This is a genomic window from Paenibacillus ferrarius (genome assembly GCF_002027705.1).
GTDB lineage: Bacteria > Bacillota > Bacilli > Paenibacillales > NBRC-103111 > Paenibacillus_E > Paenibacillus_E ferrarius.
This window is the reverse complement of sequence record NZ_MBTG01000019.1, coordinates 103,535-128,514: the sequence shown is the minus strand read 5'-3', so window position 1 is coordinate 128,514 and position 24,980 is coordinate 103,535. Positions and strand designations below refer to the sequence as shown.

Sequence of the window (24,980 nt, the reverse complement as noted above, 5' to 3'; positions counted from 1 at the left end):
AAAAGGGTTTTCTCCTAGACTCATACCCTGAGTATTCATTTGTATCTATTAGTTTCACTTTAACAATGCTTTGTTATCCTTGCATCAACGTTGCATGAATGTATTGTAAATACAACAAACTATGAATCTAGTTGAATTCCAAAATGTACGAGCAGCGCCTCTTTATACGCCTCATCGGTCTGCGGTGTGAAGGTCTTTACGCCATCTGAAGTGAAAATACGAAATTCCCGTCCCGCCACCGTATTACGCCCCTCTGAGGTACGAATTGCCAGCATCGGGCTATGGGTGAAGATGGAATCAGGGGCTTTCTCGCACCAAAACGAGGCAAACACAAAATCCTTCGCCAGCTGCGGCTCCTCAGTGAACGAGTATATCCGCTGCCACTCCCCCTTCTTCTGTTCGCAAAGCACCCAGCCGTAATCAGGATCGCGCTCCATCCGGTAGCACTCGTCGCCTTGCTGCTGTTCTAGTCCCTCGATTAATGCGATTGGCCTGCGGGGAACGATGCCCCCTACGCCAACGTCGCACAAGTATGTCGCCCCTTCGGCTTCGACCTGTAGAACCTGATGACGCCGTTTCGGCGGTGTATACGACGCGTCGCGCCAAAACCGGGCCACGAAGTCAGTGACCGGGTAGCCTAGCTCCCGCAGCAGCCAGCCGAATAAAGCATTCAACTCAAAGCAATATCCCCCGCGCCGGCGTACGACAATCTTCTGATACACATCTTGTGGATCCAGGGACAAGGCGATGTGATTGATAATGTCCAAATTCTCGTACGGAACTGTGTGCAGATGGCATTCCTGCAGCTCGGCCAGCGTCTTAACGCTGCCATCGAGTGGACCCGCAAACCCGATGCGATCTAGATAAGCCTGAATTTGACTATTGTTGCTTGGCATACTGAGCACTCCGTCCTATAAGAGAGTTTTGAATGCTATCGCTGCTTGCGATAGGTCTGTACTATTTTCTTTATTTAAACAGATGTTTCCTTCTATTCAAACAATGTCATCGTTAAAAGGTTATAAAACGACAACGGTTTTCGAGCGACATTTTAACCCGCATCCGTTAATCTATGAAAAAGGTTTCATAGGAGGGCTACTTGATGAATCAAAATGTAGAACTATGCGCGATTGGGTTGTTGACGATCGGAATGATGTTGCTGCTTTGTATAGATATTATCAAAAAGAACAAGCTCCTCACTTATCCCCTCCACAAAGAAGCAGCACGTACAGAAGAGCGAGAAGAAAGAGAAGTACGAGAAGTTACCCTTGCTGTTTATCCACAGTATATCGATTGCAGCAGGAATATTCATCTTCCACTTATCCCCGTCGATTACTTGTATATGGAAGAACAGCTCGTTGATGCTCATTAATAGAAGAAAGCTGAATCCCGCTGCGAACAAAAAAGATCTTGGCTCAGCAGTTGCGGAGTCAAGATCTCTGAACACATTCAGCTGAATGGCTGCTTGCCATCATCATGAACGATATAGCTGTTAACGATAGCAGCAGCAAAGGTTACGCGGTTGTTTCGAAAAAAGTGAAATAAAATGCGCGCTTCCGGACATTCTTCATCATACCGCGGAAAGTTAAAGAAGTCGTCATCCTCCCACCCTTCGCTTCGCAGGTTTTCAATGGATTCCGCAATGATGCCGGGAATAACCGGCTTTACGATCGTCGTCATATTCCCACTCCTTGAAACATAGTCAGATACCGTTTATTTCCTGTTCTAGCCCACATCAGAAAACAATAACGATTATGTATAATGACAGGATTATCGGTTGGAAGAATCGGTCTCTTGGCATTGGCTTTCTTTAGCATATGAAATTCACCTCCTCGCTTTATTTCTTCTGATGCTAGTACTCCATGGTTATGATTGGCGTGCCCACGGTTAAGCGCCATTGGCCTGTCGTTGATTCTTGATGCAAGGCAACCTGCAGATTCACCGATTGACCGCCGCTCTTCACAGACGATTGGAACTCCCTCGAAGCCAGTGACAAACTTATCGTATTCTGATCCGTGTAGCTTTCTACGATTTTCCCTTTGTAGGCTTGAGCTATCTGATTTACCAGCTCTGCGGAGCTTATTTGGCGAGACTGTTCTTGCTCAGATACATAACCTTGCACCATCGTATTCCATGTTCCTGTGATGCCCAGCCTTTTCATCTGTTTATCTGCTTGCGCCTGCCAATTAACCAAATCGGCCTGATTGGTCTCTTGGGAAGCATCTAATCGCAATACGACATAACAAGAAGCTTGTCCCTGCGGGCTTGCGATCGTTACAGTGGAGACCGCTCCGGGCGCTGCCTCTGCTGTTGCTTTATAGATCGGATGCGAATTGGACTCACTCAGCCTATCCGTCTCTGGCATGCCGAAGGCTTGGGATAATGTCTTCCCAACGGCCAGCATGTTCTGATCTACGCCGCCGCAGCTTCCATAATAGCCTGTATATTTGAAGGTTATTTGATTGTCACTGATCATATAAGGTTTTACCGTGTCCAATAGATAAAGCGCTTCTTGCTCGCCTTGAGCATCCGCATGACGAACCCAGCCACAAATAATGCCTGCAAGAGATATCCAAATGAGGGAGACTAACCAGAATTTCTGCATATAAAAAGGCACCTCTTCACTAGAATCTTCAACTCTAGTAGAAGGATGCCCAAATCTAGCAACTATTAAACCAAGTAGATTTAAGATTTTGATGAGGAGGTGGTCTCAAGCTCTTTTTCACGGCGCAATATCTCGTCCATGGAGGTGTTCAGGGCAGCCTGCGGGCCTGGGAAATGTTTTTTATAGTAAGCCAAATCCATAATGATGAGAAGAATCAGCATCCCTGCGACCGCATAGCCAGCCATTTGATTCGGAGGTATCACCATGACGATGCAGATGAAAATGATCCACAGCAGCGCAACAACAGAGATGAATGTGCTGTACTTTCCGAGATTCCACGGTCCGAGATGCTTCTTTTGGAATCTTCCTTCTGCCTTAGCTCTCAACTTCAAATAAATCGGAATGCCGTAAGCCACATATAAGCCAACTACACTGACAGCGGTTAGGAATGCTATCGTTGTGTATGTCGCATCAGGATTCACTAATTTAATGATATAGTCGATGAAAGCGAGCAGGAAGGAGAGGATGATAGCCAGCCAAATAGCTTTGGCCGGTGTACGGTATTTCTTGGAGATTTGCGCCCACTGATGGCTCAGCGGCATCCCTTTGTCCCGAGAGAAGGCGTACATCATCCGGGAAAAAGAAGTAATGGAGGCGAGGCCGCAGAACCACATCGCAGCGGTAACCAGCCAGAGAATAACAGAGCCGAATGTCCCGCCCAGCGCCTGACTGATGACATAGATGAACGCATTGTCTGAACCCGCTGCAGCACCGGCATCCTTGATGGACAAGGTAACAAAAGCCAACATAATGAAGCCAATGACGAACGAATAGGCTACGGATGTGAAAATCCCCCAAGGCGCACGCACACGTGGGTTGACGGTTTCCTCAATCGTATGCGCGGAGGCGTCAAATCCTGTGAAGGTCCATTGGGCTTGCAAAAGGCCGATCAGAAAAGCAAACATGTACGGTTTGTCGGAGAACGTCTCGCCCACCTTAAACAAATACGTAACAGGATTGAGGTGGCCTTTGGTAAAAAAGGCCAAGGATACTACCAATACCGCCACCACAGCGATATGATACCAGGCCGAGAAGTCATTAAGCCTCGAAACGATGCGAATCCCGATATGATTGAGAATCCCGTGTGTCAGCAAAATGATGGTGAAACAAATCAACACGGTTGTGTTGCTGGACTCGTAACCAAATACACTCGCAATGAGCGGATCGGCGAAGAGGGCGACCGAATAATCAATACCGGCTACGATCCCGATTTGTCCGATGAGATTGATCCATGCGGTGTACCAGCCCCAGCGTTTGTTTTTCAGAATAGCTGCCCAGTGGTACAAGGCACCCGCCGTCGGAATGGCCGAGGCAAGCTCCGCCATAACGGCCGCCACAAACATGACAAAGAGAGCGACGATCGGCCAGCCAAAGCCCATCATGCCCGATCCGCCGTAGGTCAATCCGTGACCATAGAGCGATACAGCGCCGGTCAGAATGGAAATGATCGAGAATGAAATCGCGAAGTTGGAGAATCCCCCCATGCTGCGCAGCAGCTCTTGGGCATAGCCGAACTTGTTTAAATCACTTTTGTCTTTTTCATGATGATTGGAAGGTACGCTCATCTTGAATCCTCCTCATCAGATACCTACGATTTGTCCAAACAAGGCTCAAGGCTTATTTCCCCAGGAAACTTTCGTGTTCGCTTTCATCGAATTCGCGTATGCTTTTATTGGCGATTTTGACAATCCATACAGCAAACAAACACGTGATCACTACGATTACGATTCCAATCGTCAGTCCCATTGCGCCTCCACCTCCTTCTCGGACGATTCTTATAGAAAAGCTTCTGAAAGAAGCACATTCTTAAGGGATGTACCCGCTAGATGTCCAAATGGATGCCGCTGGTTTGCTGTTCCAGCATTTTCTTCACAATCGTGCCGATATGCGCACCGCCTTCAAGCGGTGGCGTTCCTCCACGATGAATGTTGGAGATAACCGTGCGGTCGCTCTCCACTGTGCCTTTGCGCGGCTTGAAGCATATATAGGCACTCAGCGATTTCGATGAAACGAGACCGGGTCTTTCCCCGATCAACAGGACTAGCACCTCTGGCTGCACAATCTCGCCGATATGATCCATAACAGCAACCCTGCCCCCTCGTACGAAAAACGGAGTACCTGTGGATAACCCATATGAGGCAAGTGAATCGAGCAGCGCTGGATAAACATCGCCCAAATTGGCGTCCACCGCATTGGCGCTCAGTCCGTCCGATACGACAATTTGCACCTGCGGCTTCATCCGGCATGCCGCCTCGATTGCGGCGATGCCTTCATCAGTGACAATCCGTCCCATATCGGGGCGTTTCAAATAATTTTCTGTATTTTCATACCGCGTTTCGACGGTAAATAAATCGAATTGCTTCAATATCTCCTGACTTGCTTCACCATAAATAGAATCGACGGCAGCGGCATGATCACGCCGGAATTTAAGCACTTCTTTGGTCAGCGGCCGCGTTCCTGTTCGCCATACGCCAATGCGGGCCGGCGTGCTCGCAAGCAGTTCACTCATCCCTTCCTCCCATTTGGGGCTGGGAATCGGAGAGGTGATCACATCCTCCTCAGAGACCAAGTCTGTTCCTGACTCACTCTCCGCTGGTGTGGATTGATGCAACTCCATTCGGCTGCCAGCCTGCTCAGCAGCTTGTGGGGCAGACAGCTTCTTGGCAAGCTCTGCCATCACCCTATCCACAAGCTGGTCTATCGGAACAGCAGGGTTCATGACGGTTCCTCCTTCGCGCTGGCGCTACATAAAAAGGGTCGGATCTCCCGCCAGCGGTGTTAATCGACCATTGTCCATAATGCCCATCTTCACCAACCACTGCTCAAAGGCAGGAGCCGGGCGCAATCTCATTAATTCCCGCAATGTGGCGATATCATGATAGCTGGTCGATTGATAATTAAGCATGCAGTCATCTGCCATCGCCACGCCAATCAGATAATTGACGCCCGCTGCGGAAAGCAGCACCGCCAAGTTATCCATATCGTTCTGATCCGCCTTCATATGGTTGGTATAGCAAACATCCACACCCATCGGTAGCTGCTGGAGCTTGCCCATGAAATGATCCTCCAAACCTGCCCGAATTACCTGCTTGCTGTCATATAAATACTCAGGTCCGATGAAGCCGACAACCGTGTTGACGATAAATGGCTTATATTTGCGAGCCAGGCCATAACAGCGGGACTCCAGTGTAACTTGGTCGATACCATGATGCGCTTCAGCTGACAATTCCGACCCTTGGCCTGTTTCAAAATACCACAGGTTCGGCCCAGTCCCGGTGCCTTCTCTGGCAATCAGCGCATCAGCTTCGTCCAGCAAAGCCACATCAATGCCAAACGCTCGATTCCCCTCTTCGGTTCCAGCCAAGCTCTGAAACACCATATCGGCAGGAGCGCCTTGGCGAATAGCCCGCATCTGGGTCTTAATATGTGCTAGCACGCAATTCTGCGTTGGAATTTGCCATTTTTCCATGACTTCTTTGGTGGCCAGCAACATATTTTTGACGCTATCTGCGGAATCAATAACCGGATTAATCCCAATCACGGCATCCCCGATACCATAGCTGAGAGCTTCAAATAAAGCAGCCTTCATGCCCTGGATATTGTCCGTAGGATGATTAGGCTGAGCCCGGCCAGACAGCACGCCTTTTTGACCAATCGTAATATTGCAATGCGAGGTGACCTCCATTTTGGACGCAGCTTGCACCAGATCGAGATTGCTCATTAATTTGGCCGCAGCAGCGACCATCTCACTCGTTAAACCGCGGGAAATTCGGCGAATTTCATCGTTTCCCGTTTCTTGCCGCAGCAAATATTCCCGCAGCTCAGCCACCGTCCAATTGCGCAGCTCCGTATAAATCTTCTCGTTCAGCCCTTCCTCGATAACCCGCGAAACCTCATCGATTTCCGGTGGCAGCAGAGGATGATTGCGAATATCGGCCATGGTTAAATCGGACAGGACCAGCTTGGCGGCGATCCGTTCCTTCGCATCTTGCGCCGAGATACCGGCCAGCTGATCGCCGGATTTCTCCTCATTCGCCTTCGCCATGACTTCCTTTAAATGCTTAAACTGAAAGGTTGTACCCAGCAGCGTAGTTTTCAGATTCACGGGCTTATCCCTCCGCTCTGTTAGGAAAGGCCAACGTCTTCACCACGACCGGAATCATGATCCCCGATATCGGCTCGCCTAAATCAACATAATCCCCATGCTCGACAGAGATTTGATCAATACAAATGACTTTCGGACTCTCTCCGCTGCGTCTGGCTAACGATTGTCCAAGCGCTTTGGCGATATCCATTTCACAAATGACGATTAGTACTTCGCTGGTCGGAAAATGGTGCACGAAGCTTGAATGCAGCTGCTCCGCTAGATGCTGAAGCGATGGATAAGTAAGGTTATTCATCCCGGACAAAGCCAGCCCAAACGGTGGGGACTGCTCCCGGTCAAAAAGGCTTGCGCCGCTATTCATCAACTCATCCAGCCTGTACGCAAGCAGTCCGGTTTGTTCGAGCATTTGAAGCGTTATATTCAGCTTCAGCACAGGGAGATTGCGTATCGGCAGCAGCGAGGCATCCAAATGTACGGTCGCTCCGCTAATTTCTGTACTCTGCATCCCGGCCCCGATGACGGTTGCTCTGACCGTCTGATCCGCACGTATCCTGCGAATGGGATACTCGCTCGATAGTTCGTTCCAACAATGCGCCAGCATAGGCCCGATATCTTGATGCAGCGTCATATCCGCCAAGCTCTCCGGTTTCTTGGCCTCCATGAGAAGCCCGATGCCTCCGGAAACCATCCATTCTTCAATCTGCGCAGCGGTAGTGAGCGGTTGACCGTTCAATAAACAAAGAAGCGGCATGTTCTGGTCTGGATGGGTACGCCCAGCTAAATAATCCATCATGCAGCGGCACATGGCTGCGCAGATATCCTTCACGAAAGCCAAATGAAGCGTATCGCCTGTCTTAAGGTTGTATCCGCTCGCCTTCAGCCATGGCAGAAGAGATGGTGATATGTCTGTGACAGTACCGGCTGCGTCCAACTGAATAAGTCTGCCACCAACATGAAAGGTGACTGTTCCTACGAGCTTGCCTCGTTGAAAAATAGCGGCATTCGCCGTCCCCCCGCCGATATCAATATTGGCGACTGCGCCTCGAATCTGCATGGAGCGGCGCTCTGCTCCGGCGCCTTTGCCGGCGAGCAGTCCCTCCAGATCGGCCCCTGCCGTTGCAACGACGAAATCGCCTGAGCGCTCGGCGAGGAGATGCAGGATTTGGCTGGCGTTTGTTTTATTCGCCGTTTCTCCAGTGATGATCACGGCGCCGGACTTTAAATCTGCGGGGCGAATGCCAGCCTGCTCGTATTCCTGCTGCACAATTCCCCAGATCTGCTGTGCATCCACTTCATTGCCGTTCTTCAGCGGAGTGCTGTAAATCGGGCTCGCATACAGCAATTCCCGCTCCGCAATCTCGAATCGGGGCAGGCTTAGCGCGCCGGAGGAACGCACTAATTTCAATCGGCTCACAACCATCTTGGTCGTACTCGTGCCAATATCGAGACCTACACTTGTGATCCACTGATTCTGCATCTTCCCCTTCACCCATCCTGTTTATGGACTATCGCCATAAGTCGTTCCTTCAGCCGCTGAATCCCTTCCCCCGATTCCGCTGATGTCACAAAGATCTCCCCTTCCGGCAGCGACTGCCTCAGAAGCCTGATGGCTTGGTCTATATCAGCCTTCGGATGATCGATTTTGGTCACAGCTCCTACGGTTTGCACAGGAAACCCTTGTTCAAAACCCGGAGGAAAGTAATTCCTGCTGCGCGTGGCATCCTGAACAAGCAAAACAGCCGCAGTCTCATGCGAGGTCGCCATTAGCGAGCGATAATACATCGGATTCTCACTGTATTCACCCGGAGTATCAATCACCCAGTCCCTGTATAGGAGACTTTGGGTTTTGATGGCCGGGTCCGTCTCCCCGAACAAAGCTTTGATAAGCGTTGATTTGCCAGCTCCAACCGCGCCGATGATCATCACTTTTTTCATAAAATCAAGACCTCGTGATAGGTGCCGTTGTGAATTTCAACTTATCCAGCAAAAAAACATTCACTGCCTCAATCGCCATCTCGACTGCGGCCACTTCCCCCGTGAGCACGAGCGAGCCGGTGAATCTGTCCAAATAACCGATACCCACGTTGGCCGCTTTGGTCGCAATATCGGCGGCAATTATCGCGGTTTCTGTGGGGGTGAGCGTTAAGATGCCGATGGCATTCCGCTCTTCAATGCCCAGCTTCGTATACAATACCGGATCGGGATTGGCAATCACATGAGCCAGCGTCAGCTGCTTGCCAGGCACATATTCCTGAATCACTCGCTGTTTCTGCTCTTCCATATATTCGCCTCGGTTTCTTGAGCGACCTCATAGCTATCTACAATGCCTACGATCATCGCATCGATCGGCACCCTTGTATCCGTGAACAAGGTTCGCGCCGGACTGCCTCTGGAAACGATCACGTTCTCCCCGACACCGGCGCCAATGCGGTCTGCGGCAATGATCGGAGTACCCGCTTCGCTGTCTCTGAAGTCCATCGGCTGGATCACCAATAATTTCAAATTGTCCATGCCCACTTCTTTTTGCGTAGCCCAGACACTGCCGATTACTTTCCCCAAAAACATAGGAACTCACCTTCCAGCCGCATAGTCGATCGTGATCCCTTTATCCTTCAGCATATCTTGGGCTAGTGAAGAAATAATCGTTCGTTTGCCAACACGCAGGGAGCCAAAAGGTTTGCTCTTGAATTCCCGCTCCACCCAATCTGCTGAGATCAGCCTTCCTTCGTAAACCATAGAATTATTCGTTTCTATCCGCTCTTCTGTTTCTATGTTGATAGCTGTATTAGGGACTTCTGGACCGGGTTGAATTTTATTCACGGCCATCTCCGCCAGCTGCTTCAATGGGCCGAATTCCACGCCGTACATTTGCAGTTCCATTTTGTAATAATCAAAAAGATTCACATAAGCCTTAGGCAGTGTCAGCGTTCGGAGCGTTCGACGGTCAGCTCGCTTCAGTCCAGAGATATCGTCGCCGATGAGAACAAATTTATTTTGAACCAATGTGGAGAAAATGATTTCAGAAATGATCGTTCCTTTCATCCCTAGAGCAGCGCGTGCCGCATTATCAAGATCAATTTCCGGGATCACGATCCCCTCATAGTCAAGAGGCACCTCGAGCGGGGATGGCGCGAACTCGTCAGAGGCAATCGTTTTGCCGTAGCCGCCGCATTCAATCTGATGTTTCCCGAGCCATGAGGAAGCTTCGCCATCCAAGCACAAGCGGTCATAATTAACATGGTGATTAGTTAACCATATAAAATGATCCGTATAAGCCTCATGAGCCGTACTGTCATAGAAAATGTAAAGCACCTTTGGCCGTTTGACCGACTGCGGCTCCAAGGAAATCAAAAGCTCCCGCACAATCGATTCGACCATTTGCTTGATCTCCATCAAGAGCTACCCCCTTTCGGCACTCGCGATCGTACCGTTTCTACCGATAAGCTGAACCTGATCTCCCGTATTCAAAAAGGCCGCATTGGCTTCATCCACATCGATATGAAAATCCAGCGAAAACTGCTCGCTAACCCGGACAATCGTATCGGCAAAAAGGAGCGGCCGTTCCCCCAGCGTTTGGACAATAAGACGATCTCCTTGGGTGACTTCCAAAGCCTGAGCATCTGCCGGAGACATATGCACATGGTTTTTGGCAAGAATCAACCCCTCCTGCAAAACGACCGCTCCACTTGCTCCTATGAGTGTAATCCCAGGTGTGCCTTGCACATCGCCAGATAATCGCACCGGAGGGTGAACGCCCAGCGCATATCCATCGGTTCGCGAGATTTCAACTTGGGACGCCCCACGGGGTGGTCCTAGAATCCTTACATGCTGGAGGATGCCTCTGGGACCCAGTAGCGTCAGGGTTTCGCGCGCAGCAAACTGACCCTTTTGAGACAACTCGCGAAGTGGCGTTAACGTGTAACCGTTGCCGAACAAAGAGTTGATATGCTCAGGAGACAGATGAACGTGCCGATTGGACACGCCGACTGGGATGAGCTTGCGCTCTGTCATGTGGTTTACGGGCAGAATGATGGTATCCGCTGAGGATGCAGATGCAATCCGTACCACTGCGATCCCTCGATCTTTGAGAAAATCAGCGGCTGCCGGCGTCAGCTTATCCTCTTCTTTGACCGGAAAAGGATTCGGCAAGCCTTTCACCAGCTGAGTGCGCAGCTGCGTTTCCGTAATAAGCGCCATAGACGTGCTTATCCTTCAAGCTTAGGAAGAATGAACTCAATATCTGAATGCGGGCGAGGAATGACATGAACAGAAACCAGCTCTCCCACCTTTTCCGCAGCAGCAGCGCCCGCATCCGTAGCCGCCTTAACAGCGCCTACATCGCCTCGAACCATAACCGTTACCAAGCCTCCGCCCACATGCACTTTGCCAACCAATCTCACATTTGCTGCCTTTACCATAGCGTCTGCTGCTTCAATTGAACCTACAAGCCCCTTGGTTTCTACTAAACCTAATGCTGCCATTTCTCCGGCCATTGGACATTCCTCCTCGGATTATGTAATCACTTGCATCTCAGCAAGCACGTTTCTTATGATCTGCGCAACCTCATCGCGTGTAATGCTAAGCTGATGAGAGCTTTCCAAACTATCTGCCACTTGTGCAATAACTCGATTCTCATCAGGCTCTGTCTGCATCTCCTTGATGCCAAAAGCAACCCGCTTGATGTTCATCAAATGCTGGGGACCGATATTGTCCGACGTGATGTTGTTGCCATAAGCACCGCAGCCAAGTGTCATCGACGGCATGATTCCTGTTGTTGCGCCAATGCCTCCAAACGTTGTACCCGTGTTGACGATAATGCGCGATGCCGGTTTCTCCAGACCAAACGCCTCAATAATCGACAAATCCTCGCCATGTATGCCAAGCGTATGTCCAAGTCCGCCAAGTTCCAACAGCTCCATGCAGCGATCGCATCCCTCTTGCCAGTCCTTAACCGTATATAAAGCGAGGACAGGACTTAGTTTCTCCCTAGCAAAAGGATGCTCATGTCCGACTTCCGCTTCCTCTGCGATCAGCACCTTAGCCGTCTCCGGCACAGTTATGCCTGCCTTGCCCGCAATCACCTGCGGAGAACGTCCAACCACCTGCGGGTTCATTCCTTTCCCGGCGGTGAGGATCGAGCCAACCTTCTCTTTCTCCTCCGCGTTCAAAAAGTAAGCACCTTGCCGCTTCAACTCCGCGACCAGTTCCGCCTTCACCGCTTCGTCGACGACGAGCGCCTGCTCCGACGCACAAATCGTTCCGTAATCGAACGTTTTGCTTTGCAAAATATGGCCCACAGCGCGGCTGATATTCGCGCTCCGATGGATATAAACCGGCACATTGCCTGGTCCAACACCGTATGCGGGCTTGCCTGAGCTGTAAGCAGCCTTCACCATGGCCGTTCCACCTGTGGCCAAGATGAGATCCGTCAGCTTATGCTTCATCAGTTCCCCGCTGGCTTCAATGGATGGATGCGATAAGCAATGAATCAGCCCTTGCGGGGCTCCCGCTTTCTCCGCTGCCTCCCGCATGACGGCTGCCGCTTCCTGCGAACAGCGCAGCGCCGATGGATGCGGACTAATCACGATCGCATTTCTTGATTTGAGTGAGATCATACATTTAAAGATGACCGTCGATGTCGGGTTTGTCGAAGGAATGATAGCAGCCACAATGCCAACGGGTTGAGCGATTTCCCACACCTGATTCACTTCATCTTTGCGAATAATCCCGACCGTTTGCATGTCCTTGATGGCGGCATAGACGTCTCGCGCGACGAAGAGATTTTTGGCCTTTTTATCAGCGGCGTTGCCGAAGCCTGTCTCTTCTACAGCCAGGATGGCCAGCCGTTCTGCCTCCGATTCCACCGCTTGCGCCATGGCAGCTACAATGGCGTCAATCTGCGATTGCGTCATTTGCTCCAGCTGTTTCTGTGCCGCCTTCGCCTCTTGGAGGAAATGTCGGACCTCCTGAATTGCTTGCAAATCGCTATCCAGCTTCATGTCGCAGGATCTCCTCCTTCAGCATCCCGCTCCGTGAACAGCCTCACCAGCTCAGCTTTACTCACCAATTGAATATCCCGGCCAGTAATGGGGAATTGGGGGGTAATCTGTGCAAGCTCTCTAAGCTGAGCGACGGTCATTTTGCTCCAGCTTGGCGGTGTCTTTGCGGGCGATGGGGAGACAGCAGATTCAGATTCAGATTCAGATTCAGATTCAGATTCCTTCTTCTGCTGCTGCGAGGCTTTTGGCTGATTGTTTGCCCAAGCCTCTTGAATCAACGCATGTACCGAAGGATCTGGCCTTGGAATTACATGTGTGGACAACAGCTTGCCCACTCGCTTCGCTTCAGCAGCCCCTGCATCTACGGCGGCTTTGACTGCTGCAACATCGCCCAAAATATAAATCGTTACGATGCCGGCATCCACTTTCTCATACGTCGTTACCTTCACATCCGCCGTCTTCGCAGCAGCATCTGCTGCTGCTATCAAAGCAGGCAGACCATAAGTTTCAATCATGCCTAGAGACATTAGCTTTTCATTCATGGGAATCACCCGCTTCTCTATTTCAACCTATTTTCTTCGGATCAAGAGCTATGCCTTTGACAGCGTCTGCAAACGCCTCCGCTGCTGCCTGACAAGCAGATTGACTGCCTGTCAGCAATCCACCCGCAAAATTCGTCTCCGTCGGAGGCCCATAGAACTTGCACATTCGCACATCCGCAGCCTTCAGTGCGGCGTCTAGTCCGTAAACAGCTTCCAATGGCGGAGCAATGAGGTAAGCTAGAGGCTCTCCTTCTGCAATTTCCGCCAATGCAGAAAGGTAAGAACCCGTTCTGGAAACCACATGCGCATAGTATGCGTGGGTTCCTTCGTCATTAAGAGCGTAAAAACAAGCTCCCGTCTCCATCACCTGCCTAGCGGCATCCAGCCCGCTTCTCACTTCAGCAGGCGAGGCGCCGCCAAGAATGCCAATAAATTCGCCGGACAGCGGTCCGGAGGCATGTCCCGATCCCGCATAGAAGGAACGGGCATACACGACTTCAACGGCTGCGTGCTTCGTCGCTTCATCGATAGCCGTGTAGCCGACGTCGTCGATGCTGGACGTTAGTAGACCCAGGCTGCGAATGCCTGGCTTCAAATCGAGCTGCTGCGCTAAGCCTGCATCGACGTTGGATATGATCCTGATGGCGAGCGGAATAGCCCTGATCGGATGTTGGTTCACTCCCTTCACCTCTTCACCGTGAATAAACTCAAAAAGGTGCCAAGGTGCATAGAACCGTTTGACGTTCCTGGACCTGGGGCACCTTGCCTGACCTGTATGCTTTTGATTATGAATATGTGCGTTATGAGACAAGTATTCCTACTTTGCGAAACTTGATTCCAGCACTGCTATTGCGTGCAAGCGGCTGAGCCATAGTTAGTGAATGCATCATCTGATAAGGTGATGGGCACTGATTTGATCGAGAAAGCCTGCATAAGTGCAGGCATTTTCGATCAAATCGGGAGAAAACATGGGAAAGCCTGCGATTATGCAGGCTTTTTAGGCTTTTCAGTCCTGGATTGGAGAAAAAGTCTCTAAAGGATGCATATTTGCAGGCTTTCTACCATTTTGCCTACTCCCACGACGAAAAGGATGCACATTTGCAGGAATTTGTGACATATGCTTGTTCTGACACTTAGGCAAACTGCCAGCTAGTACCAAACTTATGTCGGCCAAGCCCACCCACATGGGGGAACCGTGTATAAACGATGCCCAGAGTACAAGCAAAAACGCCTCCAAAGCCACTACTCAAGTGGATGGAGGCGTTTATTTGTTAAATTCAGTGCAGGCCCTCACTCTATCTCATCATCATCTTCATAGTTTCTAGCTAGATCACAAAACATTTGGCAAAGCTGCTCAAATAATCCCCAACCTACTCTTTTCGATTCTCCAACAATCGCCTCTAACTCATCATGAAATAAATCATAGAGCCCCCTGCCACTATCAGCCTCTATTTTGTTAATAACATTGTAAAACATAGACGCCATACTATTATAAAAAGGCTCGCTAAAATATCCGTAAACATTTATAAACTCTACACCTAACTCCACATAGTAAATCATTAATTCTAACGTTCTCACTGGATTATTACTCAGCTTGCCGAATTCAGAAATAGCTTTCTTCGCATCTGCCAGTTTAAGCTTTGCTAAACCGCGTTCCGGAAAAAATTGCTGCAAAACCTTCTTTTTTGCTTCCTCAAATAATTGATCCTCTGTACCTTCAGGCTCAAGCATCATATCAATATATTTTTTTACATCGTCACTGGATTTGTAACAATCGATGATTATCGAGATTAGCTCTTCGGCTTTATATGTTTTCAAATGTTTCTTAACTTCTGGTATCGAAATTTTGGACACTTTGGGCATTGTGAATTACAACCTTTCATTTTTTTCTGTTTGTTCTATAGCTCCATACCACTGTATCCCATAGCACGATACCCTTTCACTCTCTTCCTATACATACTCATGAGAAGGGGGACTTGGATATCTACATAATCATAAATCTGGACTTCTTGTTTATTGGCATGAGATCGGTGCAGTCTTCCAGCGTATTGCTGCAAGCTTCCTTTCCATGAGATCGGATGAACTAAAAATAATGTATCTAACCTAGCATCATCAAAGCCTTCTCCAATCAATTTCCCAGTTGCTATAAAAACTCGTTCCTCCGTATCTGGTATTTCCGCTATGCGCCGCCGAAGTTCCTCTCGCTGCTTTTTCCCCATGCCCCCGCGCAATACGATTACATTCTTCGCGAACTTTTCCAGTTTCTTTTCAAAGTACTCAACGTGCGCTGTACGTTCTGCTAGAAGAATAGGGGATCTGCCTTGTTCTAGACATTTTAATAGATCATCAAAGATTAATTCATTCCTACTTTCATCTTCTACTAAAAACTGATAAATAGTCTGGATAGCAGGAGTAGGTATCTGAGTTGGTAATTGGTACGATGTATACCTGGGCACTACCTTATGTTCAAAGCCTCTCACGAGTGCCTGGGATTTCGCATCTATTCTTGTTCGAATGGGGCCACATTGCATAAGTACAATGGGTTGTTGTCCATCCTGCCTAGTGGGCGTAGCCGTCAGACCTACAACATATTTGGCCTTTGCCTTTTTCAACACTTGCTCGAAGCTAAATGCAGATACATGATGACATTCATCTACAATGATTTGCCCATACTCCGTTAAATAATCTTTTATACTCCCTTTATTGTTTAGACTTTGAATGACTGCGATGTCGATAGTACCGGTCCTCTTCTCTTTCCCGCCGCCAATAACACCAATTTCCTTCACATCCAAATTAAGAAAAGTACATAATCTTTCTTTCCACTGGTCCATCAATTCACGACGATGTACCAGCACTAATGTGTTCACTTTTCTAGAGGCTATTATGGAAGCTGCTACTACCGTTTTTCCGAACGCTGTTGTGGCAGAAAGAATGCCAGTATTATGAGCGAGGATTGATCTAGCCGCGGTATCTTGCAGCATAGAAAGTTGCCCCTTAAACTGCACATTTATTTCCAGTCCATCGTATCTTTCATCGGTTATAGATAACGGAACGCCATAATTATTAAACATATTAGTTACCGATTGCAGACAGCCTCTTGGAAGTGCTATATGCTTTAAGAAATCCTCCGCACAACCGATAACACGCGGTTTGCCGTACGTAGGTAACCGCATTGCTTGCGTTTTGTAGAAATCCGGATTCTGAAATGAAGCCAATCTTCCAATTCGATTTATAAGCTGTACAGGGAGGCCCTTCTTTTCAATATAGATCATATTAGAAAGAATAACTTTAATTTCCGACGGCAATGTCATATCTATTTCTTCAGAATCAAAACTAATCTCCTGTGTTTCCCAAGGTCTCTCCTCATTAGCTTCATCCCAAACACCTATGTTCAAAATACCGTCATTTTTTCTAAACTAGAAAGAAAGCTCCACTGATCTTCGTAGGGGATGAACCCCTCATCTACAAAAACACTATTTCCGTCTTTCCGTGGGCTGCCTTGCAATGGGAGTGCTATTAAATTGCCAAATCCACCTTTTGGGAGCGTATCTTGATTAGGAAATAAGCGGTCATAGGAACCCAAGCCAAGCTCATACCTGCTTTCCATCGTTTTGGTCAATAGAGCACAGCCCAGTTTGCGAGCTAAACTAGCTTCAACAGGTTGATCGAAGAATATCCATATATGCCCACCGTTTCCTGAACGGGAACGTTCCAACGCAACAGGTATCTGCATTTCGCGACAGGTTGTCATCACAGCGACAACATCCCGTTTCCAATTTTCCTTATCAAAATCAATGGCCAAGAACCAGCAGGTTTCATCCTGGAGCATTGGATAGACCCCTACCGTACGATTAACCTTGGCATCAAGATGAGAAGAAATGATCTCGTCCGTAACCGGAAGAAATGCTCTATGAGAGCAGTCCGAACATTTTACCTGAGGCTTCTTGCACACAAATGACCACTCATTTGCACATGCCGGAGAGTATCCGGATTTCCCCGTTTTGCTTTCCCATCTATTTGGAAATACGTCTTCACGCCCCCGAAAGAGATTCCGAAATAAGGCTATCTTTTCGCTGGGAGCCGAATAATTATGGACGTTTCTCTTCTGCACTTCTAATTGTAATTTAGTTTCATTAATTAATTCAGCATCCGTTGAAACATTAAGGAGACTATAATCAGTGAACATAGAATCATCCTTTATAAGCTCTGCAACCCTTTGCTTCAATTGATGATTTTCGTGATTTAATCGTTCAATTTCTTTCAAGGCAAGCTCAAGTTCTAATTCCAGATCCTTCATATTCCCTCCTAAAGTGATCTAGTGGTATCCCCCAAAAACCTCTTACACCTGATCCTGACCAGCATCATCCCTGCCCAAATCATTCGCCAACAACTCAATATCCTCCCTAGTCAAAGGGGTAATAAGCGCGAGCTCTTTCTCCAGCGCCTTCTCAATCTGTTCCCGCGCTTCCTGCGTTCGGCCAAGTTTTTGAAGCGTTAGTGCATAGTAATAATAGGACTCAGCATGCTTAGGCGTCTTGGCTATCACCTTGGTGTACATCTCATCTGCCTCGTCCAGCCGACCGAGCATATAATAGTTTTGGGCCAAATTGTCCATAATCGTCAAATCGCTGTCATTATACGCATAGGCTTCGAGATTATATGCAAGGGCCGCTTCCAGCTCGCCGCGCAAAATTTGAAAATAGCCAAAATTCCCATAAACCAGCGTGTTTTTAACGTCCTGCGCTATTTCCTGCAAGCTGCTATAAGCCTCATCCTGTTTGTTCTGGAGCCAGTGCACGGTTGCCAAATTGAGCCTTGCCTGCATGAGCATATCTCTGGCTGTTGTTTGATGAAGAACCTCCTCGAACATGTTCTCAGCCTTGCTAAGTTCGCCTATTTTCATCAACAAATAACCATAGCCTATCTGGTGTTTGGGCTGAATGGATTTTGAACGATAAGCTTTCTCCATCAAAATCAATGCTTGATCCCGATCCCCCTTCATGTAAGCCAGATTACCCCTCTGCGCATATAGGGAGGAACGGTTCGTATAAACGAAGTAACCTACTATTACTACCACGAGGGCTGCTCCTATCATCCAGTGATAGTTAAACCCGATTACAATTACTGCAAGCACAATTACTATTTTAAGTAAACTTTTTATCATTGGCGGCATATTCGGCTCTCCTCTGCAACTCTATTAAATTTACAATCATTGTATCAAAAAATCCTTGCTGTGACATTGAGAGAAGTTGTTGCAAAATAAAAAAAGCCCGTCACTTCTAAGTGTTGAGGCTTAGAAGGAAGGCTATATTGAATCCCTATGAAATTAATGCTTCTTTTTTTTCAATTTACCTTCCGCTTTTTCAACATTTTCCGCAACTCGAAATTTAACAATCCTACTTATTAATTCATAAGGCATTGGCTTCTCTAGAAGGAATTGTACAGACCCTTTTGCCCCTTTATATGGCGAGAGTTCTTCTTTAAATGCCGTAATACCACTTGGAGTCGGATAGAAGCCAATATGATTTGGGTAAGCAGCAAAATGCACCAAATTTCCATAAAGCTCAAAGGTAGGCATTTGATAACTAATCTTTTCCTTTGCGTCTGGCGCTGACTCTTGAATAACTTTTCTTACTGTTTGAAGAATCTCCTGAACCTTTGGAGGAAACTGTGCGATATAATTATCGATTGATTCATAGACAACTTTGTTTTCTTCCATGAATTCTCCTTCCATGGCCCTTTGGTCTGTCTTCATATGATTTTCTACATGATGTCTGTCTTTCCTTCTTATTTGGGATATCACCTACAACCGAGGATCAATCTCCTTCTCCTTGGCCACTTCAAACAATAAACTCGCGACTACTTCCTTATAAGCCTCATTGTCCGGCACAATATCACTAAACTTAACTTGCAGCATTTTCTTCCCCAAGCGATGCTCATTCATCGAAGTGCGCAGCTTTTGGTTAATGCTTTTCTGCTTCATCAGCTTCTTGTACTTATGTGGAAACTTGTAATCATAACCATAGATGATGGATAGATAGTCGGGATTCCGAACCTTCATATGGGGAACCACCCTGGTTTCCAACACGTCGGGCTTGATAACGACACCTTCCATATAATTGTCTACGGTCAGCTTTGAGAAATATTGCTCTGCTCTTTCGAGACTATCCGGTTCCGTTAAGTCTATGGTAATGAATTCATCCTCCGACAAGAAGCCGTACTCTTCAGAGGTTCTCCAAGTAGGAATTTCCTCTTCACCATTGCGATAAACTACCTTCAATAAAGCAAACGGTTTGTAAACCATCTCCCCCTCTTCGGCATATATCTCCAACTGTCGCTTGTACGTTTGATAGGCTGTCAGATGATCATCTACTGAAACATAGGTCCCTATAATGTCATGCAGATATTTGTAATTTTGATACAAATGGGAGCCATATTTATCGTTTAATGCTGTCTTGGACATGTTAAATTGCTCTTTCTCAAACTCACTCGCTTGATATTGCTCAACCAAATGACCAAATGCCTCTTCAAAGCCATTTTGCTTCAAGAATGCCAATTCGCTCTCCAATGCTTTCTCAATCGGCTTAAACTGCCTTTGAATCAGCCCATCACCAAGAGCTTTCCACGGGAGGAGTTCTCCATCCAAAATGAGCATCTGAATTTGGTTTTCCGTCATATAACCACTGAATTTAAGCAGCAGCTTCTGATAAGTATCGGTCAGATCAACTTGTTTGATTTTATACCCATTACGACTCACCGCAAAACATTGCTCCATATCCTCATGCAAATAAATATTACATCTGGAGCCCATGTATTTGGGCTGCAGGACAACTTGCTTAACACCGTGCTCCGCAAAGTATGTCAAGCCGCGTTTCAAGGACTCAAGCTCATGTGCAGTTTCATCTTTATCCGCGGGGGACATTGTCCCTGAAATAAAGTTCACTTTATGCCGGGAAACATAATGCAGTCTGCGAACTTCTTCATCATCCAAGTCTTGGATAGACACTTTTCTTTCTTCGTGAAACAAAGTTTTGAGTTCTTCCGTTACAATGGCATGAGAAGATTTGAAGGTTTTCACAAAAGGTTTAAATGTGATGCTTACCGAGGTCAGCGCGTTGCCATGAACGCATCCGGTATCGATATGAATTTTGTTTTTAATTCGAAAAGACTGTTTAGCCGCAATATGTCCAAAGATATGATACGGATGGTTCCGTACGGCTTCTTCCTTCAGAAAACCAAGCTGAATCTCATACGGCGTCTCTCGATCAATTCGGAAACTGCGCTGGTTTCGAATGGAGTTTGTGTCCATTTTACCTATATACTTGTTCCTGCATGGTGCGTGTGTGATGTAATACGAAGGACCATGAACGCCAATAAACCTATAGAACGGTTGGGACCTGGCTATTAATTCGTCAGACTTCCCACGAAGCACCTCATCGTGCAAAAGTACTTGGGTAGAATCAAAATAGGAATCCAGCAATTCTTGATTAACACCATTAATTTCTCCACGAAGAAACTTATATACGAAATTCTCATGGTTCCCAAGAATGAATAAAAAGTGGGCTTGATTTTCATAAAGAAACTCAATGATTTCCTTGGTCTTCTTCCCTTTATCAATCCAATCGCCAACTAAAATGATTTTGGTGTCCTTCAGCTTATCAGGAGCAATGAGCTGATTAGCCTCTATTTTAAACCCATAATCCAGCAAAAGACCCTTCAACTCTCCTATGCATTCATGGACATCGCCAATCATTATATATTTGGAATCTTGAGGAAGTATCCTAGTTAGGTAGATATCGCGATCCTCGATCATAACTTGATAATCAGGATTCGGAACCCGATCCGTCACGGAATAGAAATCCTTATATCTTACCTTATGAATGCGATCGTAGCCTTCCCTTGATAAAGATCCCATAACATCTTTTCTCAAGCGGTTAATGTGATGCGTGATGAGCTTTTTCGAGCGATCGGAAGCGTAATAGTCTTCCCGTTTGCGATAGTCGAACAAGATCACTTCCAGGTTGTAATTATTCTGGTGAGCTATTTCACGTACTTTTTCCCGAAACTCCTCCGCCAAGCCTGTCGTGTCAACAACAACGAATTCCGCATTGATGGGAAAAGAAGTTGCCATCTTTAATCTTTCGAACAACAGATGGAAAGCCTGTTCACTGGCCTCCAGCATCACTTGATCGTATTTATCGTAATCATAACCAAGAACATCCTGCCGAATGCTGTCTGAAGATAGATATTGCACATTGGTTTTATACGTAGTCGCGGCATCCTCGAACTGAAGTTGAGGGATTAGGACTTCCTTGGCGAAAGTCGTTTTGCCACATTCTGTAGATCCAATCATCATAAAAATCGTATGGATTTTCGTTCGAATTTCCACGCCTTACGCCTCCTTTTTCCTAAGAATAACGCCTTGTGTCGTCTGAATCTGATTCACGCCATCCCCGATGGCTACGAACTCGAGGTTATGGTCATCTCCATAATCGGTCTGTTCAAACCACTCCCGGAACGCTTCCTGACCCATTTCCCATTTATGATCATCGTGTCTGAATCCAGTTAGCTCATAGTATTGGTTAAAGTCCGCGTTTGGTGTTGTAATTATAAAGTGGTCAAAAGCCACATGCCTACAGACGTGTTCAATAAGAGCCTTTGCCTCATTTTCACTCATATGCTCAATAACTTCGGTTAATATTACATCTACAAGCTCACCGTTATACTGCTCCAGAAAATGATCAATAGAGTGGAACGTAATAATATTATCGATCTCCTTGGACTTAGCCTTACGGTTAACGACTTCTAACAGTTCTTCGTTAATATCAATTGCATAATAGCAATCCTCGATTTTCGAAGCATACGGAATTGCGTAGTAGCCTTCTCCACACCCAATATCCAGGATCGCTTTATTAAAAGGTAATGCCCTAGCAATAAAGTTCCTCCGCTGAAGTCCTGTCCCGCCAAAATCAAATTGAATGTCATAACGGCTGGTGTTTTCTAATTCTTTTTTATATGTTTTGAAGCGATCCTTGGAAGGCAAGAAGTTTCTAACGAATAGGCTGCGTATATAGAAAGGTGGATCAATCACATTAACGCTTTTGATATATTTGTCCAAAATGCTGTCCGAAATATCAATAAATTCGTCACCAAACATGGATAAAAATAGACACAATACGCTGACAACATGCAGCAATTGGTAAAGACTTTTCCGAGTCGTAATGGTAAGAGAGTAACTCTTATGTGCTTGATGTGTCAGCTCAAATGTAAAGTCCTTCAGATGCTTCTCAAAAAACTCCACATACCGCACCAATTCAATATGAATCATGTTAATGAAAAATGAGTGCTCATATCCTTCGATATCCTGCTCGTTATGCACTTTCAAAGGCGTCGAGAAGTATTCGTTAATCGCATTTAGGGGAAACAACGGCGTGTTGTAGCGAGAGACATTCAGATATTCGAATTGATCCTTCTCATGCTGCTTATAAGAAACTTCGTTATCTGCATCCTTAAAATAAACATTGAACGCAGTATCGTTCGTGTACCAGCCATACGTCATTCCTTTGCGAACTGATTTAAGCATGAGGCCGGATTGCGGATTTTTTTTGATCATAAAAGAAAACTTCGGATTTGTAGATTTCACCTGAATGACTGCCATTTTCTTGATCCCCTCCAAATTATTGGAACTCATTACATAAAAAAAGGCCATGGACTCAAGCGTCCATGACCAGATATTCCAGAAAACATCCAGAACTAGCTTAACAAAGCTAGTCTAAATACCGTCAAAAGAAACCCAGTGTGTCGATGAGAATACGTCCACTATTTATTTGTTTGTTAAAGTGGTTACTCTGCTCTTGGTTTAAACTAACAAATAAATTGGATTTCATCTTGATCGACTCCTTTGTCTGGGATTTATTACTGCTCATACTAAAGCCTCTTACCAGTTCTTGTCAACTGCAAATTTTTCGCCGAGCCTTGTGGATCTATCTTCGCTTATTTGAGAAGCCGTGAACAGGGTGAAAGTATGGCGAGAAGGAGAAATTTACAACTGATTCTCCCCTGTACTATGAAAGAACTCAATAATCTCCCCATTCAACCCTTTAACAAAAGCAATACGAACCGGCGTCGGCGGATTGCTCCCTAATACCACATCTTTAGGGTCCACCGTCACTACAGCTCCTGCTGCCACAGCCGCGGCAACGGCCGCATCCACATTGTTGCTGCGAAAAGCAACATGGAAATAGGAACCTTCCGGCTTCACTTCACCCGTGCCGCCAGCGAAAACTTCGATATAATTGCCGTCGCCGGAATCCAGTAAAATAATGCGACTATCGCCTTCTCCCCAGCTATGCCCTTCCTTGAAACCCAACCCCTCGGTATAAAACTTCACCGTAGCTTCAAAATCATTCGCCCTCAGCGCAATATGGTGCAAGCCGCCGCCGCCTATTTTCTCATTCGTTCCCATGTCCTTAACCTCCTTAAATATTAACTTAATTATACGACATCCATACCGTATTCCCTACAACTTCAAAGTCCTGCTTATACCAAAAATTTTTGGATTGTTCGATGGAATAGACATACATTTTCTTATTCGGGTATTTCACTTTAAGCCAATTAATGAAGAAAGCTGCATAGCCATTACCTTCGTACTCTTTCAAGACATCCAAGTAAATACCATACATATCCCCACGCCCCTTGTGTGAAAATTGACAAAGCAAGCCTGATGTTATTGGGCCGTACCAAACTTGCGGGATGTAATTCGATAAGTTGTAGGCGACATCCCTTTTCTAGCTGTAAATTGTTTAATAAAGTAGGTGTCGTACTCGAATCCAGTGGAACGCGCAATATCATTAATGCTCATATCCGTATGTGTCAGAAGGTCGCTAGCAACCTTCAAGCGATGGGTAAGCAAGTAACCAATTGCTGTTTGTCCACATCTCTCCTGAAACAATTTATTCAGAGTCACACGGTTCAAATACGCACAATTCGTCAAATCGTTTAATGAAATCTTTCGCGAATAATTCGTGTGTATATAATCTAATACTGTATCGACAGGCGAATGCTCGCTATTTTGAATTAATTCCTCCATCAAGCCTAGAATTTGAATGAGATACTTTTTGATTCTGCATACCCAGCGTCCATCACTTTGCGCCTGCACTTCGGTGCCAAGTATGAAAAACCATTCAAACAATAGGGGGTATGCTTTCTCGGTTACACGAGGTACACCCGTATACAAATGGTCCCTTTGAAAAAGGGAAAGCCCTGTTTGAATGCTAGGTGCTGCGGGGAAATAATCCTTCGTTTCGGCAAGAGTAGTGGTGTTAAGAAATTCGGGATGGAAACTAAAAGATTGAGCAGATACATTCATCTTTTCATTCACTTGCAATTTATCGTCCTTAGCCAAGCAAAGGACACCAGGAGCGCTAATGGATATTGGACGTTCATTCAATAACCCATTTATACTTCCTGACGTAATATAAGTCAGCGTATACCGTTCAGGATAAGGAAGAACACTGAAATCCTCCACTGCGACGAATTCTATTTTCACCATACGATCTTTGTGTCGGTCGATTTGCGGCATTTTGTTCACCTATCAAATAGTATAGTTGGTTGCTTCACTTATACCAGTGTAGCATACAAATCCAAAGGTTATAATGTGATTGTGAACCGAT

At 46.6% G+C, this 24,980-nt stretch carries 29 protein-coding genes; 1 reads left to right on the top strand and 28 read right to left on the bottom strand.

Annotated features, from left to right (window positions below; translation table 11 throughout):
• Positions 1-119: 119 nt before the first annotated feature.
• Positions 120-896: an arylamine N-acetyltransferase family protein gene (locus tag BC351_RS21050; RefSeq protein ID WP_079414715.1), complete on the bottom strand. Its 777-nt coding sequence runs from the start codon at positions 894-896 to the stop codon at positions 120-122.
• 203 nt (positions 897-1,099) lie between these two features.
• Here BC351_RS21050 and BC351_RS21045 point away from each other — a divergent pair, with 203 nt between their 5' ends.
• On the top strand, positions 1,100-1,369 hold the full coding sequence (locus tag BC351_RS21045; protein ID WP_079414714.1) for a hypothetical protein: 270 nt from the start codon (positions 1,100-1,102) through the stop codon (positions 1,367-1,369).
• A gap of 77 nt (positions 1,370-1,446) precedes the next feature.
• Here BC351_RS21045 and BC351_RS21040 read toward each other — a convergent pair whose 3' ends face one another.
• The 27 genes from BC351_RS21040 to BC351_RS20925 form a co-directional block, all read right to left on the bottom strand.
• Positions 1,447-1,677 carry a hypothetical protein gene (locus BC351_RS21040; RefSeq protein WP_079414713.1) on the bottom strand — a complete coding sequence of 77 codons (231 nt, stop codon included), beginning with the start codon at positions 1,675-1,677 and terminating at the stop codon, positions 1,447-1,449.
• Entirely contained in the window at positions 1,674-1,814 is a 141-nt protein-coding gene (locus BC351_RS42335) for a hypothetical protein (RefSeq protein WP_158082173.1), read from the bottom strand. The genes BC351_RS21040 and BC351_RS42335 overlap by 4 nt, the downstream gene beginning before the upstream one ends.
• 35 nt (positions 1,815-1,849) lie before the next feature.
• Positions 1,850-2,602, bottom strand: a complete 753-nt coding sequence (locus BC351_RS21035) for a YwmB family TATA-box binding protein (protein ID WP_079414712.1) — start codon at positions 2,600-2,602, stop codon at positions 1,850-1,852.
• An 80-nt stretch (positions 2,603-2,682) separates the two neighbouring features.
• The gene (locus BC351_RS21030) at positions 2,683-4,227 is read right to left on the bottom strand and encodes an amino acid permease (RefSeq protein ID WP_079414711.1); all 1,545 of its coding nucleotides are present in this window, start codon (positions 4,225-4,227) and stop codon (positions 2,683-2,685) included.
• 52 nt (positions 4,228-4,279) lie between these two features.
• The gene (locus tag BC351_RS43960) at positions 4,280-4,408 is read right to left on the bottom strand and encodes a hypothetical protein (RefSeq protein ID WP_279628355.1); all 129 of its coding nucleotides are present in this window, start codon (positions 4,406-4,408) and stop codon (positions 4,280-4,282) included.
• Between the two features lie 76 nt (positions 4,409-4,484).
• On the bottom strand, positions 4,485-5,381 hold the full coding sequence (gene eutC, locus BC351_RS21025) for an ethanolamine ammonia-lyase subunit EutC (protein WP_079414710.1): 897 nt from the start codon (positions 5,379-5,381) through the stop codon (positions 4,485-4,487).
• 24 nt (positions 5,382-5,405) lie between these two features.
• Positions 5,406-6,767 (bottom strand): ethanolamine ammonia-lyase subunit EutB, encoded by a 1,362-nt coding sequence (locus BC351_RS21020; RefSeq protein WP_079414709.1) that lies wholly within the window; start codon positions 6,765-6,767, stop codon positions 5,406-5,408.
• Positions 6,768-6,771: 4 nt separating this feature from the next.
• A complete protein-coding gene (locus BC351_RS21015) occupies positions 6,772-8,244 on the bottom strand; it encodes an ethanolamine ammonia-lyase reactivating factor EutA (RefSeq protein WP_079414708.1) in 1,473 nt (490 codons plus the stop codon).
• An 8-nt stretch (positions 8,245-8,252) separates the two neighbouring features.
• Entirely contained in the window at positions 8,253-8,702 is a 450-nt protein-coding gene (locus BC351_RS21010) for a EutP/PduV family microcompartment system protein (protein WP_079414707.1), read from the bottom strand.
• 4 nt (positions 8,703-8,706) lie between these two features.
• Positions 8,707-9,048 carry a BMC domain-containing protein gene (locus tag BC351_RS21005; protein ID WP_079414705.1) on the bottom strand — a complete coding sequence of 114 codons (342 nt, stop codon included), beginning with the start codon at positions 9,046-9,048 and terminating at the stop codon, positions 8,707-8,709.
• Entirely contained in the window at positions 9,024-9,332 is a 309-nt protein-coding gene (locus tag BC351_RS21000; protein ID WP_079414703.1) for a EutN/CcmL family microcompartment protein, read from the bottom strand. Before BC351_RS21000 ends, BC351_RS21005 begins: the two co-directional genes overlap by 25 nt.
• A 6-nt stretch (positions 9,333-9,338) precedes the next feature.
• Positions 9,339-10,160, bottom strand: coding sequence for a hypothetical protein (locus tag BC351_RS20995; RefSeq protein WP_079414702.1), 822 nt, complete (start codon positions 10,158-10,160; stop codon positions 9,339-9,341).
• 6 nt (positions 10,161-10,166) lie between these two features.
• Complete coding sequence (pduL, locus tag BC351_RS20990) at positions 10,167-10,964, bottom strand: phosphate propanoyltransferase (RefSeq protein WP_079414700.1); 798 nt, start codon at positions 10,962-10,964, stop codon at positions 10,167-10,169.
• Positions 10,965-10,972: 8 nt separating this feature from the next.
• On the bottom strand, positions 10,973-11,260 hold the full coding sequence (locus BC351_RS20985; protein WP_047676490.1) for a BMC domain-containing protein: 288 nt from the start codon (positions 11,258-11,260) through the stop codon (positions 10,973-10,975).
• Between the two features lie 18 nt (positions 11,261-11,278).
• Entirely contained in the window at positions 11,279-12,766 is a 1,488-nt protein-coding gene (locus BC351_RS20980; RefSeq protein ID WP_079414699.1) for an acetaldehyde dehydrogenase (acetylating), read from the bottom strand.
• A complete protein-coding gene (locus tag BC351_RS43955) occupies positions 12,763-13,308 on the bottom strand; it encodes a BMC domain-containing protein (RefSeq protein ID WP_079414697.1) in 546 nt (181 codons plus the stop codon). Before BC351_RS43955 ends, BC351_RS20980 begins: the two co-directional genes overlap by 4 nt.
• 22 nt (positions 13,309-13,330) lie before the next feature.
• Positions 13,331-13,987, bottom strand: a complete 657-nt coding sequence (eutL, locus tag BC351_RS20970) for an ethanolamine utilization microcompartment protein EutL (protein ID WP_079414695.1) — start codon at positions 13,985-13,987, stop codon at positions 13,331-13,333.
• A 611-nt stretch (positions 13,988-14,598) separates the two neighbouring features.
• Entirely contained in the window at positions 14,599-15,171 is a 573-nt protein-coding gene (locus BC351_RS20965; RefSeq protein WP_079414694.1) for a DUF6155 family protein, read from the bottom strand.
• Positions 15,172-15,206: 35 nt separating this feature from the next.
• The gene (locus BC351_RS42950; protein ID WP_244209118.1) at positions 15,207-16,703 is read right to left on the bottom strand and encodes a DEAD/DEAH box helicase; all 1,497 of its coding nucleotides are present in this window, start codon (positions 16,701-16,703) and stop codon (positions 15,207-15,209) included.
• A complete protein-coding gene (locus BC351_RS42945) occupies positions 16,700-17,605 on the bottom strand; it encodes a TOTE conflict system archaeo-eukaryotic primase domain-containing protein (RefSeq protein WP_208629808.1) in 906 nt (301 codons plus the stop codon). Before BC351_RS42945 ends, BC351_RS42950 begins: the two co-directional genes overlap by 4 nt.
• Positions 17,606-17,647: 42 nt before the next feature.
• Complete coding sequence (locus BC351_RS20955) at positions 17,648-18,385, bottom strand: tetratricopeptide repeat protein (RefSeq protein WP_158082172.1); 738 nt, start codon at positions 18,383-18,385, stop codon at positions 17,648-17,650.
• Positions 18,386-18,634: 249 nt separating this feature from the next.
• The gene (locus tag BC351_RS20950; RefSeq protein ID WP_079414736.1) at positions 18,635-19,027 is read right to left on the bottom strand and encodes an iron chaperone; all 393 of its coding nucleotides are present in this window, start codon (positions 19,025-19,027) and stop codon (positions 18,635-18,637) included.
• 84 nt (positions 19,028-19,111) lie between these two features.
• Positions 19,112-21,697 carry a metallophosphoesterase gene (locus BC351_RS20945; protein WP_079414691.1) on the bottom strand — a complete coding sequence of 862 codons (2,586 nt, stop codon included), beginning with the start codon at positions 21,695-21,697 and terminating at the stop codon, positions 19,112-19,114.
• Positions 21,698-21,700: 3 nt separating this feature from the next.
• Positions 21,701-22,966, bottom strand: a complete 1,266-nt coding sequence (locus tag BC351_RS20940; RefSeq protein ID WP_079414689.1) for a class I SAM-dependent methyltransferase — start codon at positions 22,964-22,966, stop codon at positions 21,701-21,703.
• A gap of 384 nt (positions 22,967-23,350) precedes the next feature.
• Positions 23,351-23,773 (bottom strand): VOC family protein, encoded by a 423-nt coding sequence (locus tag BC351_RS20935; RefSeq protein WP_079414688.1) that lies wholly within the window; start codon positions 23,771-23,773, stop codon positions 23,351-23,353.
• Between the two features lie 25 nt (positions 23,774-23,798).
• On the bottom strand, positions 23,799-23,990 hold the full coding sequence (locus tag BC351_RS20930) for a hypothetical protein (protein WP_208629806.1): 192 nt from the start codon (positions 23,988-23,990) through the stop codon (positions 23,799-23,801).
• A 44-nt stretch (positions 23,991-24,034) separates the two neighbouring features.
• Positions 24,035-24,889 (bottom strand): AraC family transcriptional regulator, encoded by an 855-nt coding sequence (locus BC351_RS20925; protein WP_079414686.1) that lies wholly within the window; start codon positions 24,887-24,889, stop codon positions 24,035-24,037.
• Between the last annotated feature and the right edge of the window lie 91 nt (positions 24,890-24,980).